This is a genomic window from Nonomuraea sp. NPDC005730 (genome assembly GCF_040630865.1).
In the GTDB taxonomy this organism is placed as follows: domain Bacteria; phylum Actinomycetota; class Actinomycetes; order Streptosporangiales; family Streptosporangiaceae; genus Nonomuraea.
Window position 1 is genome coordinate 1 of record NZ_JBEXYK010000058.1, and the last position, 12,832, is coordinate 12,832.

A 12,832-nucleotide genomic window follows, 5' to 3' on the forward strand; every position below is an offset into this window, starting at 1 on the left:
CCCACCGACCTTCAACTGCATCTCCTGGACCTTCTCGACATCGATCCACGAGACATCCGCTGAAGATCACTCACGTGCGGAAAACGGGGCTAGCGGCCCGGCCCGCGACCGGCGGCCCCGGGGCGGGTCAGGCGGGGAACACCTGGACGTGGTCGGCGGCGACCCGCAGGCGCACCTCGTCTCCTGGCGACAGGCCGGCGGCGGCCCTGGACGGCATGTCGGCGAAGATCACCGAGGGGCCCGCCTGGGCGTACACGCGGGTGGTGGCGCCCAGGAACACCGTCACGTCGACGATCGCCCGCGCGCCGGGGCCGTCCGCGGCCAGCTCGACGTCCTCGGGGCGGAACATGCACAGGACGCGCGGCGCGGGCGCCTCGACGTCGAACGCGCCGCCCGCGGTGACCCGGCCGTCCACCGCGTCGAGTTCGAGGGTGTTGCGGTTGCCGACGAAGCCGGCGGCGAAGCGGGTGGAGGGCGCGGTGTAGATCTCCGCGGGCGGCCCGCACTGCTCGATGTCGCCGGCGTTCATCACCGCGACCCGGTCGGAGATGGCCAGGGCCTCGGCCTGGTCGTGGGTGACGAAGACGGTGGTGATGCCGACCTGGTGCTGGATGCGGCGCACCTCGTCGCGCAGGCGGTGGCGTACCTGGGCGTCCAGGGCGGACAGGGGCTCGTCCAGCAGCAGCACCTCGGGACGGGGGGAGAGCGCGCGGGCCAGGGCGACGCGCTGCTGCTGGCCGCCGGAGAGCTGGTTCGGCAGGCGGTCGGCGAGGTGGTCGAGGCCGACGAGGTCGAGCATCTCGGCCACGCGGTCCCTGACCTCCTCCTTCGGCCGCTTCCTGACGGTCAGGGGGAAGGCGACGTTGCCGCGGACGGTGAGGTTCGGGAACAGCGCGTAGGACTGGAAGACCATGCCGATGGGCCGCTTGCGCACCGGCACGCCGGCCATGTCGGCGCCGCCGATCGTCAGCCGCCCGCCGTCGAACCCGGTCAGGCCCGCGATGCAGCGCAGCAGCGTGGTCTTGCCGCAGCCCGACGGGCCGAGCAGGGCCAGCATCTCACCCTGCTCGACGCTGACGCTGACGCCGTTCAGCGCGGTGTGGCCGGCGTAGCGCTTGGTGATGCGGTCGAGTACGACGTGGCTCATGGAGTGGTGCCCTTCTGGACCGGAGCGGTGGCCATGGACGCGCTCACCCGGCCGCGGCCGAGCCAGACGACCAGCGCGGACAGCGCGAACAGCAGGCCGAAGGTGAAGATGGTGACGACGGCCAGCGCGTTGGGGTCGCCGAGCGTCCGGGAGACGAACTGCCTGGCCGACCAGAGCGGCAGCGTCTCGTAGCTGACGCCGGTGAGGATCTTGGCGAGCGCGAACTCGTTCATGGCGGTCGCGATGACCAGCAGCGTGCCGGAGACGACGCCGCCGCGGATCGCCGGGAGGATCACGCTGACCAGCGTGCGGGCGGGCCCGGCGCCGCACGTGGCGGCGGCCTCGCTGAGCTGGACGGCCCCCGCCGCCAGCAGCGAGCTCTCCACCGCCCGGTACATGAACGGGAACGCGATCGCCGCGGTGGCCGCGGCCAGCAGCCAGAACGTGCCGAACAGCTCGGGCGCGACCGACTTGGTGACGAGCTGGAGCCCCGCCCCGACGACCACCCACGGGACGGCGAACGGGATCACCGCGATCGTCTGGACGATCGACCCGATGCGCGGGTTGTGCACGACCGACCAGTACGCGGCCGGCACGACCAGCACGATCTCGATCACCACGACGACCGCCGAGAGCACGAGCGAGCGGCCGAGCGCGGCCATGACGTCCGGCTCGGCGAACACGCCGGCCCAGTGGGCCAGGGTGTAGCCGTCGGGCAGCGGCGTGTCGGTCCAGCGGGTGGCCACCGAGTACAGCAGGGCGGCCAGCAGCGGCAGCCCGAAGTAGACCGCCAGCAGGCCGAGGAAGACGCGCCGTCTCACAGCCACCTCGCAGCGCGCCTGAGCGAGAGCCGGTAGAGCAGCGTCGCCCCGATGGCCAGGATCATGAGCAGCACCGACAGCACGGCGGCCCGGCCGAGGCCGAACACCGAGGACTCCAGCGTGCTGCCGATCTGCAGGGTGATGAGCTTGGTCGCGCTGGGGGAGGAGCCGATTGCGTACGCGACGGCGTAGACGCCGATCGTCCAGGTGAAGACCAGCAGCCAGCCCGCGATCACGAACGGCGCGAGCACCGGCAGGCCGACGTACCGCCAGAACTGCCATCGGGTGGCGTGGCAGACCGCGGCGGCCTCCTGCCAGTCGTCCTTGAGCACGCTGAGCGCGGGCAGCGTGAGCAGCACGAACATCGGGACGTTGAAGTACAGGTAGACGACGTTCATGCCGTTGAAGGAGCCGAGCGAGGGGAACGGGTTGTCCTCGATCCCGAACAGGCCCTTGAGCACGAGCGTCAGCATGCCGGTCGAGCCGATCAGCGCGACGAAGCCGAAGGCCAGGCCGATGCCGGCGAAGTTCGAGGCGACGTTCATCAGCGACAGCCAGAAGGCCCGGCCGCCGAGGCGCATCCGGGTGATCAGCCAGGCGGCGGGCGCGCCGAGCGCGGTGGCCAGCGTGGCCTGGGTCAGGCCGAGCGCCAGCGAGCCGCCGATGGCCTGACGGTCCACCGGGTTCCGCGCCACCTTGACGATGTGGTCGAAGCCGTAGCCGCCGCCTGGCAGGGCGAAGGTGTCGTGCAGCAGCCGCAGCGCCGGCAGCACGAGCGTGGCCAGCGTGAACAGCAGCAGCGGCAGGGCCGGGCCCCAGGCGGTGAACAGCTTGCCCGGGGCCCTGCGGCGCGCGGCGGCCGGTGGAGCCGCCACGGACTCCGTGATGTGGGACGTCACGCGAGGACCTTCGCCTCCCAGTCGGCGACGATCTGCTCGGGATTGACCTTCGTGATCTCGATCTCCTTGACCGGCGCGTACGACTCCTCGGGCAGCCAGTTGGCCTTGGCGTCGGCCGGGAGCCGCAGGTCGCCGTTGAGCGCGCGGACGGGCCGGGCGCCGAACTTGGCGAACAGCGTCTGGGCCTCGTCGGAGAGCACGTAGTCGAGCAGGCCCTTGAGGAAGTCGCCCTTGGCCGTGTTGTACTTGTTGATCATCATTCCGGACGGCGACCAGACCGAGCCGTCGGAGGGGATGATCACCTCCACGTTGACGTTCTTGGCCTTCAGTGCGGCCTTCTGGGCCAGGCCGTTGAAGTCGTAGTTGATCTGGATGGGGGCCTCGCCCTTCTCCAGGGTCTCCTCGCTCATCTTGACGTCGCTGAGGTTGCCGGCGTCCTTGAGCTTCCTGAAGTAGGTGTAGGCGGGGGTCAGGTCGTCCACCGAGCCGCCGCCCGCGACCGCGGCGGCGACGACCATGGCCTGGCCGGTGCCGGAGGAGGCCGGGTTCTTGATGGCGATCTGGCCCTTGTACTCGGGCTTGAGCAGGTCCTGCCAGCTCTTGGGCGGGTTGCTCACCTTGTCGGTGTTGACCACGAACGCGGGCGCGCCGACGAACGTGGCGACCCAGCCGCCCTTGCCCTTCTGCCAGTCCTTCAGCTTGCCCGCCGACGGCGGCAGGTACGCCGGCACCACGCCCTTGGCCTCGGCCACCGGCCCCCACATGAGGCCGATGTCGCTGGCTGTGCCGATCGGGTTGTCCTTCTCGGCGTCGAACTTGACGATCTCCTCCGAGGAGGACATGTCGGTGTCCTTGTGGGCGCAGGTGCCCTGGTACTTGGCGCAGAACGTCTTGACGACCTCGCCGTAGTTGGCCCAGTCGGGGGCCAGGCCGTAGGTCGGCAGGTCCTTGCCCTGGGCGGCGATCTTGCCGGTGTCCGGGGCGGCGGACCAGTCGTATTCACCGGCGCCGGCCGAACTGCCGCACGCGGTGAGGGCGAAAAGGGATGAGGCGGCAATTACCGCCCATGTGCGATGCTTCATATGGACCCTCGGTTAATTCCGGGTGAATTCGACAAGTGCCGTGAGCAGGTCTTTTCCCCGGCATGTCTAGTGCAGCGGAACGGTCCGGCCAATGCGTGATTTGCCTATCGCCGCTATAGGCGGAGCCATATAACGGCTGCCTATCGGGGGCATCGGTCTAATCCCCCTTGTCCGGAACATCCCAGGCCGTGAGGCTTTGCCGTATCAGAAGTTGACCGGAAAGGAACCCGATGGCGACGATCCCGAGTCGCTACCTGCTCAACCACATCGGCGGCGAATGGCGTGCCCCCGAGAGCGGGCAGACCCGGCCGAACATCAACCCCGGCGACCTCTCCGACCACATCGGGGACTTCGCCGAGTCCGGTGGCGCGGACGTCGAGCTGGCCGTGGAGGCCGCCGCGGCGGCGATGCCGGAGTGGAAGGGACTCGGGCCGATCAAACGCGCCGAGTACCTGCGCGCCGCCGAGCGCCTGATCGAGGAGCGGGCCGAGGACTTCGCCCAGGCGATCACGCGTGAGCAGGGCAAGCTCATCAAGGAGGCACGCGGCGAGGTCAGGCGGGCCCTGGCCATCCTCGACTTCACCGCGGGCGAGGGGCGCAGGCTGAAGGGCGAGACGCTGCCCGCCGAGGAGCCGCGCACGTTCTCCTACACCTTCCGCGCGCCCATCGGCGTGGTCGGCCTGGTGACGCCGTGGAACTTCCCGCTCGCCATCCCCATGTGGAAGGTCGCCCCCGCGCTGCTGGCCGGGTGCGGGGCGGTGCTCAAGCCGTCGCCGTTCACGCCGCTGACCTCCGCGCTGCTGGTGGAGGCGTTCGTGGACGCGGGCGTCCCGGCCGGGGTGCTCAACCTCGTGCAGGGCGACATCGCGGCGGGCGAGGCGCTGGTGACGCACCCGCGCGTGGCCGGGATCAGCTTCACCGGCTCGCTGCCCGTGGGCCTGGCCATCCACCAGGCCGGCGCGCCGCGGCTGCTGCGCACCCAGCTCGAACTGGGCGGCAAGAACGCGGTCCTGGTGCTCGCGGACGCGGACCTGGACAAGGCGGTCAAGGCCACCGTGTTCGGCGCGTTCGGGCAGTCGGGGCAGCGGTGCAGCGCCACCTCCCGGGTGATCGTCGACCGGGCCGTCAAGGAGGAGTTCCTGTCGCGGCTGGTCGCCGAGGTGGCCCGGCTCAAGGTGGGGCCGGGCCTGTCGGAGGAGGCCACGATCGGCCCGGTCGTGAACGAGACCCGCATGCGCGCCTGCCTGGACGCGGTCAAGGCCGCGCAGGAGTCCGGGGCCAAGGTCGCCGTCGGCGGCGAACGGCACACCGAGGGCGTGCCCGACGGCTGCTACGTGCAGCCGACCGTGCTGCGCGACGTGCCCTGGGACAGCGAGATCGCCCAGGAGGAGATCTTCGGCCCGGTGTTGTCCGTGGTGGACTGCGACGGCTTCGACGACGCCATGCGCATCTCCAACTCGGTCAGGTACGGCATGAGCGGCACGATCTTCACCCAGGACCCGGCGACCATCTTCGAGGCCCTGGACCGCTTCGAGGCGGGCATGCTGCACGTCAACCGGCCCGGCGTCGGCGCGTACGCGCACCTGCCCCACATGGGCGCCAAGTTGTCGCAGTTCGGCCCGCCCGAGTGCTCGCCGCAGGTCTGGGACTTCTACACCGAGTGGCGGTCGGCGTGCATAAGTTACTGACGGCCGCCGAGGCCGTCGCCCGGCACGTCCCCGCCGGGGCCGTCGTCGGGATGGGCGGCCAGAACATCAACCGCTGCCCGATGGCGCTGGTGCACGAGGTGATCAGGCAGGGGATCGGCGGGCTGACCGTGGTCGGCTGCAACCTGTCGCTGCCGCTCGACATGCTGGTGGCCGCGGGCCTGGTGGCCCGCACCGAGCAGGGCACCGGCAATCTGGAACGTTACGGCACGCTGTTCGCCTGGCGCCGGGCCGTCGAGCGCGGCGAGGTCGGCGTCGGCGACCACTCGCACCTGGCGATGGCCACCCGCTTCGCGGCGGGGGCCGTCGGCGTGCCCTTCCTGCCGACGCGCAGCCTGCTCGGCACCGACCTGCTGGCCGACCTGGTGTCGGCCGGGGTGGCGGTGGAGTCGGCCGACCCGTGGACGGGGCAGCCCGTCGTGCTGCTGCGGGCGATGACGCCGGACGTGGCGATCATCCACGCCAACCGCGCCGACCTGGCCGGGAACGTCGTGATCGAGGGGGTCACCTCCCACGAGGTGGACATGGTCAGGGCCGCCCGCGCCGCGATCGTGTCGGCCGAGGAGGTGCTGCCCGCCGGGGCGTTCGCCGACCGGCCCGAGCGGGTCACCATCCCGGAGGCGTACGTGACGGCGGTCGTCCACCAGCCTTTCGGCGCCTTCCCGACCTCCGTCTACCGCGCGTACGACTTCGCCGAGCCGGAGATCAAGGAGTACCAGGCGCTGGGCCGGGCCGGGGACGCCGAGCTGCGCGAGTGGATCCGGGCCAACCTGGGCGCGTCCTTCGACGACCACCTCAGGGCCCGCGACCCGGCGGGCACGCTCAGGGCCGGGCTGACCGAGCAGATGGGGAGGCTGGTGTGAGCGCATCCGGGGAGTGGACCGCCCTGCCGAGGGAGTTGCTGGTCGTCGAGGGCGCCCGGCAGATCCGCGACGGCGACCTGGTGATCGTCGGCACCGGCCTGCCGCTGCTGGCCGCCACGCTCGCCCAGCGCACCCACGCGCCGGAGGCCAAGCTCGTCATCGAGTCGGGGGTGATGTTCCCGAAGGTCGTGCCGACGCCGGTGTCCGTGGTCGATCCGCGGCTGATGCGCGGCGCCGCGCGGCACGGCTCGCTGTTCGAGGCGCTGGGCGGGCTGGTGCAGCGCGGGCTGGTCCGTACGGGATTCCTCGGCGGGGCCCAGGTGGACGAGTACGCCAACATCAACTCCACCTGGGTCCCGAGACCGGACGGCTCGCGGGTGCGGTTGCCCGGCAGCGGCGGCGCCAACGACATCGCCAGCCACTGCCGGCAGGTGGTGATCCTGACCGACCACGAGAAGCGGCGCTTCCCCGCCCGCTGCGACTACGTCACCAGCCCGGGGTTCCTGGGCGGGCCGGGGGAGCGGGCCAAGGCCGGGCTCGGGCCGTTGCGCGTCAAGGTCGTCACCGACCTGTGCGTGATGGAGGCCGAGGACTCGGCGCTGACCGTGACGGCGCTCATGCCGGGGGCGAGCGTCACGGACGTACTAGACAACACCGGCTTTACCCCGAAATTTCGGGATTCGTTGGAAATTGTGGTGCCGCCGGACCCCGAGGACCTCCGCCTGCTGCGCGAGGAGATCGACCCGGCGTGCGTGTACTTCCCTGAAAGGAAAGGCCGTTGACCGACAAGAAGCCGTTCGCCTGGGAGACGGCGATCGCCTGGAAGAACAAGGACCGGATCGTCGTGCGCGGGTACGACGTGAACGAGCTGACCGGCAACATCTCCTTCGCCGAGCACTTCCACCTGGTGCTGCGCGGCGAGCTGCCGACCCCCGAGGTGGGCCGGATGACCGAGGCGATCCTGGTGAACATGGCCGAGCACGCCATGTCGCCCTCCTCGGCCACCGTGCGCTTCGCCACCTCCGGCGGCGCCGAGCTGAACGCGGCCGTCGCGGCGGGCGTCGCCGGCATCGGCCGCCTGCACGGCACCGCCGACCGGCCCGCCGAGATGTTCCTCGCGGTCGGGGAGCGGGCCGAGCGCGACGGGCTGAGCGACGAGGAGGCCGCCGCCAAGGTCGTCGCCGAGATGCGCGAACGCCGCGAGCGCATGCCCGGGTTCCACCACGCCCAGCACATCCGCGACCCGCGTACCGTCCGCCTGCTGGAGTTGTCGGACGAGCTGGGCGTCACCGGCCGGTACGTCCGCATCGCCCGCGCGATGGAGGACGCCACCGAGGGCGTCTTCGGCCGCCGCATCTGGCTCAACGGCCCCGGCTCGATGGGCTGTGTCGGCCTCGACATGGGGTACGAGCCGCTGCAGCTCAAGGCCATGTTCATCGTGTGCCGGTCGTTGTCGCTGTGCGCGCACTCGATCGAGGAGATGACCAGGGAGAAGGGCTGGCGGGCCTCCGCCAACTCCGACATGGTCCAGCCGCTGGACCTGTCGATGCAGGGGCCGGACCACTACGACGGCCCGGCCGACCGCACCCTGGCCTGACAGCCCCGCCTGACCTGACCCCGCCTCCGCGCCGCCCCTTGACACCCGCGTCCCCACTGGAGGAGCGTGGGTGCCCCAAGGTGTTCCGTATACGGAACGAGGCACGGAGGTGCGGTCATGCGGCCCAATTCCCGGTTCGCGCAGGTGCAGCCGTTCGACATCGACAAGGTGGCCGCGGCCGCCGGGGCGGACGCCGACGTCCTGCGCCTGGAGAACCTCGACACCGACGTCCCGCCCCCGCCGTCCGCCGTGGCCGCGACCAGGCGGTCGCTGGAGGAGGGGACGGGCAACAGCTGGCTGCCGTTCACCGGGCTGCCGGTGTTGTGCCAGGCGGTCGCCGCCGAGCTGCGGGCGCGTACCGGGCTCGACTACGACCCCTTGCGGCAGGTGTGCATCACCTCCGGCGGGACGTCGGCGGTGATGCCCGTGCTGCTGGCCACGACCGAGCCGGGCGAGCCCGTGCTGCTCACCGACCCCACCTACGCCGGCCTGCTGCAGCGGGTGCGGCTGTCGGGCGCGCGCCCGCACCTGGTGCCGCTGCTGGTGCAGGACGGGCGCTGGCGGCTGGACCGTGAGGCGCTCGCCCGGGTGCCCGCCGCGGCGGCGCTGCTGCTGATGAGCCCGTCGATGCCGTCGGGCGTGGTCTTCGACCGGGAGGACTGGCAGGCGGTCGCGCGGGTGTGCGAGCGTACGGGCGCGTACCTGATCTACGACGCCGCCATGGAGCGCATCGTCTTCGACGGCCAGCCGCGGATCAACCCCTGCCAGGTGGACGGCCTGGCCGAGCGCACGATCATCATCGGGTCGATGTCCAAGGAGTACCGGATGATCGGCTGGCGGATCGGCTGGGTCGCCGGCCCGGCCGACATCATGTCCCGGATCATGGTCGCGACCATCTACAACACCACCGTGGCCAGCGGATACCACCAGTACGGCGCCGCCGCCGCGCTCACCGACCCGGCGGGCGCGGGGGTGGCGGAGGCGGCGGCCGAGTACCAGGCCCGCCACGACACCGTGCTCGCGCAGCTCGACGGGCTCCCGGTGGTCCGGGCGGGCGGCGGCTGGTCCGTCCTGGTGGACGCCGAAGCCATGGGGCTGACCGCCGAGGACCTGTCGGCCCGCCTGCTCGAACGCGGACGCGTGGCGGCCACCCCCATGACGGCCTGGGGCGAGAGCGTGGCGCCCCGGTACGTCCGCCTCGTCTACAGCGCCGAGCCGGTCGGCCGCCTGTCGGAGCTGCGGGCCCGCTTCGAGGCGGCGCTGTCCTGAATCGGGGTCGGCGGCCCCGGGGTCAGCGGGCCAGCCGGTCGCGCAGGAAGGACTCGAACGTGCGCAGGCCGGGATGGCGGGCGCGGAGCGCGGCGACGTCGGCCTGGTAGCCGCTCTCCAGGAACCACTCGTACATGCGCTCACCGCCGGGCGCGGTCTGCTCGAACCGGGTGGGCGTGCCGGTGACCCGCTGGTAGACCGCGGCGATCTCCGCGCCGGTGAGCTCCTCGCTCGCGATCTCCAGCGCCCGGCTCGCGTACTCCTCGGGACGCTCGAACGCCTCCGCGGCGAAGTGGGCGATGTCCTCGGGCGCGACGAGCTGCATGCGCCGGAACGGCAGCGCGATGACCCGCTCGTCCCCGGCGGGCTCGGCGTAGTACAGCAGGTTCGTCATGAAGAACGCCGGGCGCAGCACCGTGGCCCGCGGGCCCAGCTCGGCGATGTGCCGCTCGATCGTCCACTTGCTCGCGAAGTGCTCGATGCCGGTGTCGCGTTCGGCGCCGCCGACCGAGCTGTAGACCAGGTGCGCCAGGCCCAGCCCGGCGGCCAGGTCGGCGACCGCGACGCCCTGGCGCACCTCGCGGGCCAGCTCCTCCGCCGTCACGGCCAGGGCCTGCACGCTGAACACGCCGTGCACGCCGGTCATTGCCGCCCGGAGCGAGGCGGGGTCGTCCAGGTCGCCCTTGGCCAGGGTGGCGCCGAGCGCGGCCAGGGCCTGGGCGGCGTCCGAGGCCGGGTCCCTGACCAGGGCGCGGACCGTCCAGCCGCGCGCCAGCAGCGTCCGGGCCACCGCGCCGCCCTGGTTGCCGGTGGCGCCGGTGACCAGGATCGTCCTGGCCCGCGCGGGCAGCAGCAGGGACTTCCCGGTGACCGCGCGGGCCTCGACGGCGGCGTGCGCCTCGGCCGCCGACTCCAGGGGCAGCACGTTGCCGACCGTGGGACGCAGGCGGCCGGCGGCGGCCAGCTCCAGGGCCTCGCGGGCCAGCTCCCGCGGGTCGGCCGCGGGCCAGGCGACGGCGGTCACGCGGGGGTCGGGGGTGGTCATGGGGCCGCCGGCCATGCCGTACGCGCTGAGCCGGCCGCCGTCCTTCAGCAGGTCCTGCGCCTGGGCGCCGATCTCGCCGCCCACGCCGTCGAAGACGACGTCCAGGCCGCCGGTCGCGGCGCGCACCTCGTCGGCCCAGCCGGGGGCGGTGTAGTCGACCGTCAGCTCGGCGCCGAGGCGCGCGGCCAGGTCGCGCTTGTCGGCGCTGCCGGCCGCGCCGACCACGCGCGCGCCCGCGGCGCGGGCGAGCTGCACCAGCAGGCTGCCCACCCCGCCGCCGGCCGCCTCCACCAGCACCCACTCGCCGGGCCGCGGCGCGGCGGCGCGGACGAGCCCCACGGCGGTGCGCCCGTCGGCCAGCAGCGCCACGGCCTCGCGCGGTGACAGCCCGGCGGGCACCGGGATCAGATCCTCGGCGGCGGCCACCGCCAGCTCGGCGTAGCCGCCGTACCCGCCGAGCGTGGTGACCACCAGGGAACCCGTCAGCGCCGCGGCCACGCCCTCGCCCACCGCCAGGACGGTGCCCGCCACCCCGTTGCCCAGGACCGCGGGCAGCTCGGCCGCGCGCGGCCCACGTCCGGCGCGTACCTGCGTCTCCACGAACGTGACGCCCGCGACCGCCACCTCGACCAGCACCTGACCCGGCCCCGGAACGGGGTCGGGCACCTCCTCCACGACGAGCGACGCCGGGCCGCCGATCTCCCGCAGAACCACCGCACGCATGACAGACCTCCTTTATCGGAGCGCTACGCTCCGAAAAGAACCGTATATCGGAGCGCAGCGCTCCGCAATATCCTGTACGGCATGGCAGGACGCGGCAGGCAGGCCGAGGCGGCGCGGAACGATCTGCGGCTGCTCCAGGCGGCCCACGAGGTGTTCACGACCCAGGGGTTCGACGCGCCGGTCTCGGCCATCGCCAGGCAGGCGGGCGTCGGCATGGGCAGCCTCTACCGGCGCTACCGCACCAAGGAGGAGCTGCTCCAGCGGCTGTGCCTGATCGCCATGGAACGCGTGGTCGACAACCTTGAGTCGGCCCTGGCCGAGCCCGACCCGTGGACCGGGCTGGAGGCGTACGTGCGCGCCTGCGTCGCCGGCCGCTCCGGCGCGCTGGCCCCGGTGGCGGGCACGATCGAGGTCACCGACGAGATGTGGCGCACCTCCCGCCGGGCCACCGAGCTGGCCGGCACGCTCGTCGCCAGGGCCCGCGAGGCCGGCGCGCTGCGGCCCGACGTGACCACGCTCGACGTCTCGCTGCTCATCGAGCAGTTCAGCAGGCCCGCCCCCGGCCCGCCGAGCGAGGAGCACCAGCGGGTCAAGGAGCGCCTGCTGGCCATCGCGCTCGACGGCCTGCGCGCCCCCGGCGCGACCCCGCTGCCCGGCGAGCCACCGAGCGCGGAGTGGTACGAAGGGCGCTGGCGTACCGCCCCGTAGGTCTACGGTGGGACGGTGGCCTTCAATGACCTGCTGAAAGACCTCCAAGACAGCGCCGGAGCACAGGCCGCGGGCATCAGGCGCGGCTACGGCGGCCCGCCCGCCCGGACGATGAGCGTGCGCTCGGGCCCGGCCCGGCTGCGCTGCGCCTCGCTGCTCAAGCCGCTCTACGCCTGGGTGGCCGCCGACCACATCGACGACACCGACCGCTGGCGCCGCCACGCCGAGCCCGCCGTGGTCCTCTCCTCCAACGCCGACACGCTCAGCCTCTGGCTGTCCATCGGCCCCCGCGTGCTGCTGGACGACCTCTACCGGCGCACCGGCGTACGGTGGGCGCAACCGGGCGGCGACCCGTCGCGCTTCGGCTCGGTGGAGGTGTCGGCCGAGGAGGTCGCCGCCGCCTACACCGTGTTCGCGCAGGCCGCGGCGGCGGGCGACCCGGTGGCGGCCACCGTCCTGGCGTGGATGCGGCAGGTGGCGGGCGAGCAGACGTTCGGCGCCCGCGAGGCGCTCGGCTCGCCCGACGCCGGGGTCAAGTGCGGCTGGTACGGCGCCCCCGACGAGACCTGCCTGCGCACCCACGCCGTCGCCGTCCTGCCGCGCGGCGGCACCCGGGCCACCGTGGTCGTGGCGATGACCGCGCTGCCCTACACCGGCGAGCGCGACCGCGAGTCCTACCACGCCCGCATCGCCCAGGGCCTGCCGGTCGAGTCCGTGCACGAGGGCCTGGCCGGGTCGCTGCTGCGCGGTCTGATGTCCACCACGCTCGCCGAGCTGGGGCACAAGCCCCGATGAGGTCGGGCTCGTGCTGATCACAGTGCTGGGCGGCGGGCCAGGCGTGCAGCGGTCATCTCATCGAGCACAAGGGTTTCCGCGTGCTCGTCGATCCCGGCTACGCCACGCTGCCGCGGCTGCTCGAGTCCACGCCGGCCGGGGCGGTGGCCACGGCGGGCCGCACGATCGAGGTGTAGC

The 12,832-nt window shown here is 72.7% G+C and carries 12 protein-coding genes; 7 read left to right on the forward strand and 5 right to left on the reverse strand.

Annotated features, from left to right (window positions below; genetic code table 11):
• Positions 1-127: 127 nt before the first annotated feature.
• The 4 genes from ABZ444_RS40405 to ABZ444_RS40420 are packed head-to-tail and all read right to left on the reverse strand — an operon-like array spanning position 128 to position 3,949.
• A complete protein-coding gene (locus tag ABZ444_RS40405; protein WP_358009041.1) occupies positions 128-1,147 on the reverse strand; it encodes an ABC transporter ATP-binding protein in 1,020 nt (339 codons plus the stop codon).
• Complete coding sequence (locus ABZ444_RS40410) at positions 1,144-1,968, reverse strand: ABC transporter permease subunit (RefSeq protein ID WP_358009043.1); 825 nt, start codon at positions 1,966-1,968, stop codon at positions 1,144-1,146. Before ABZ444_RS40410 ends, ABZ444_RS40405 begins: the two co-directional genes overlap by 4 nt.
• Entirely contained in the window at positions 1,965-2,867 is a 903-nt protein-coding gene (locus ABZ444_RS40415) for an ABC transporter permease subunit (protein WP_358009045.1), read from the reverse strand. The genes ABZ444_RS40410 and ABZ444_RS40415 overlap by 4 nt, the downstream gene beginning before the upstream one ends.
• Positions 2,864-3,949 (reverse strand): extracellular solute-binding protein, encoded by a 1,086-nt coding sequence (locus ABZ444_RS40420; RefSeq protein ID WP_358009047.1) that lies wholly within the window; start codon positions 3,947-3,949, stop codon positions 2,864-2,866. Before ABZ444_RS40420 ends, ABZ444_RS40415 begins: the two co-directional genes overlap by 4 nt.
• A gap of 230 nt (positions 3,950-4,179) precedes the next feature.
• Between ABZ444_RS40420 and ABZ444_RS40425 the strand changes: the two genes are divergently transcribed.
• From ABZ444_RS40425 to ABZ444_RS40445, 5 genes are all read left to right on the forward strand, one after another.
• Positions 4,180-5,637 (forward strand): aldehyde dehydrogenase family protein, encoded by a 1,458-nt coding sequence (locus ABZ444_RS40425; RefSeq protein WP_358009049.1) that lies wholly within the window; start codon positions 4,180-4,182, stop codon positions 5,635-5,637.
• Positions 5,622-6,518, forward strand: coding sequence for a CoA-transferase (locus ABZ444_RS40430; RefSeq protein ID WP_358009051.1), 897 nt, complete (start codon positions 5,622-5,624; stop codon positions 6,516-6,518). The genes ABZ444_RS40425 and ABZ444_RS40430 overlap by 16 nt, the downstream gene beginning before the upstream one ends.
• Positions 6,515-7,300 carry a CoA-transferase gene (locus ABZ444_RS40435; RefSeq protein WP_357980599.1) on the forward strand — a complete coding sequence of 262 codons (786 nt, stop codon included), beginning with the start codon at positions 6,515-6,517 and terminating at the stop codon, positions 7,298-7,300. Before ABZ444_RS40430 ends, ABZ444_RS40435 begins: the two co-directional genes overlap by 4 nt.
• Positions 7,297-8,115: a citrate/2-methylcitrate synthase gene (locus ABZ444_RS40440; protein ID WP_358009053.1), complete on the forward strand. Its 819-nt coding sequence runs from the start codon at positions 7,297-7,299 to the stop codon at positions 8,113-8,115. The genes ABZ444_RS40435 and ABZ444_RS40440 overlap by 4 nt, the downstream gene beginning before the upstream one ends.
• A gap of 117 nt (positions 8,116-8,232) precedes the next feature.
• Positions 8,233-9,384: a pyridoxal phosphate-dependent aminotransferase gene (locus ABZ444_RS40445; protein WP_358009055.1), complete on the forward strand. Its 1,152-nt coding sequence runs from the start codon at positions 8,233-8,235 to the stop codon at positions 9,382-9,384.
• A 22-nt stretch (positions 9,385-9,406) separates the two neighbouring features.
• On the opposite strand, the gene ABZ444_RS40450 is transcribed toward ABZ444_RS40445, so the two are convergent.
• Positions 9,407-11,152: an NmrA family NAD(P)-binding protein gene (locus ABZ444_RS40450; protein WP_358009057.1), complete on the reverse strand. Its 1,746-nt coding sequence runs from the start codon at positions 11,150-11,152 to the stop codon at positions 9,407-9,409.
• A gap of 81 nt (positions 11,153-11,233) precedes the next feature.
• Between ABZ444_RS40450 and ABZ444_RS40455 the strand changes: the two genes are divergently transcribed.
• Both ABZ444_RS40455 and ABZ444_RS40460 read left to right on the forward strand, forming a co-directional pair.
• Positions 11,234-11,860, forward strand: coding sequence for a helix-turn-helix domain-containing protein (locus ABZ444_RS40455; RefSeq protein WP_352322845.1), 627 nt, complete (start codon positions 11,234-11,236; stop codon positions 11,858-11,860).
• Positions 11,861-11,875: 15 nt separating this feature from the next.
• Complete coding sequence (locus ABZ444_RS40460; RefSeq protein WP_358009060.1) at positions 11,876-12,655, forward strand: hypothetical protein; 780 nt, start codon at positions 11,876-11,878, stop codon at positions 12,653-12,655.
• Positions 12,656-12,832 lie beyond the last annotated feature (177 nt).

Excerpts from the sequence above, each read along its gene's own strand:
- ABZ444_RS40405 (WP_358009041.1), bottom strand. The coding sequence starts at position 1,147 with ATGAGCCACGTCGTACTCGACCGCATCACCAAGCGCTACGCCGGCCAC.
- ABZ444_RS40420 (WP_358009047.1), bottom strand. The coding sequence starts at position 3,949 with ATGAAGCATCGCACATGGGCGGTAATTGCCGCCTCATCCCTTTTCGCC.
- ABZ444_RS40425 (WP_358009049.1), top strand. The coding sequence starts at position 4,180 with ATGGCGACGATCCCGAGTCGCTACCTGCTCAACCACATCGGCGGCGAA.
- ABZ444_RS40445 (WP_358009055.1), top strand. The coding sequence starts at position 8,233 with ATGCGGCCCAATTCCCGGTTCGCGCAGGTGCAGCCGTTCGACATCGAC.
- ABZ444_RS40450 (WP_358009057.1), bottom strand. The coding sequence starts at position 11,152 with ATGCGTGCGGTGGTTCTGCGGGAGATCGGCGGCCCGGCGTCGCTCGTC.
- ABZ444_RS40455 (WP_352322845.1), top strand. The coding sequence starts at position 11,234 with ATGGCAGGACGCGGCAGGCAGGCCGAGGCGGCGCGGAACGATCTGCGG.